Here is a 416-nt window from a genome sequence, read left to right as displayed (position 1 = left end):
CTGCCCTACATCGTGATCGTGGTCGACGAGATGGCCGACCTGATGATGGTGGCCGGCAAGGACATCGAAGGCGCGATCCAGCGCCTGGCGCAGATGGCGCGCGCGGCGGGCATCCACCTGATCATGGCGACGCAGCGTCCGTCGGTGGACGTGATCACCGGGACGATCAAGGCGAACTTCCCGACCCGGATCAGCTTCCAGGTGACGAGCAAGATCGACTCGCGCACGATCCTGGGCGAGATGGGCGCCGAGCAGCTCTTGGGCCAGGGCGACATGCTGTTCATGGCCGGCGGCGGTCGCACGACCCGGGTGCACGGGCCGTTCTGCTCGGATTCGGAGGTAGAGAGCGTGGTCGCCCACCTCAAGCGCCAGGGCCGCCCGGCCTACCTCGAGGCGGTCACCGCCGACGACGGGTC

General features: G+C 68.3%; 1 protein-coding gene. It reads left to right on the top strand.

Features of this window, described 5'->3' with window-relative positions; genetic code table 11:
- Positions 1-416 (top strand): FtsK/SpoIIIE domain-containing protein (locus MKK68_RS12500; protein ID WP_279605327.1); only part of this gene is annotated, 416 nt, incomplete at both ends.

Origin of the sequence: Methylobacterium sp. E-016 (assembly GCF_022829745.1) — a bacterium.
Classification (GTDB): Bacteria; Pseudomonadota; Alphaproteobacteria; order Rhizobiales; family Beijerinckiaceae; genus Methylobacterium.
This window is presented reverse-complemented; position numbering and strand designations above follow the sequence as displayed.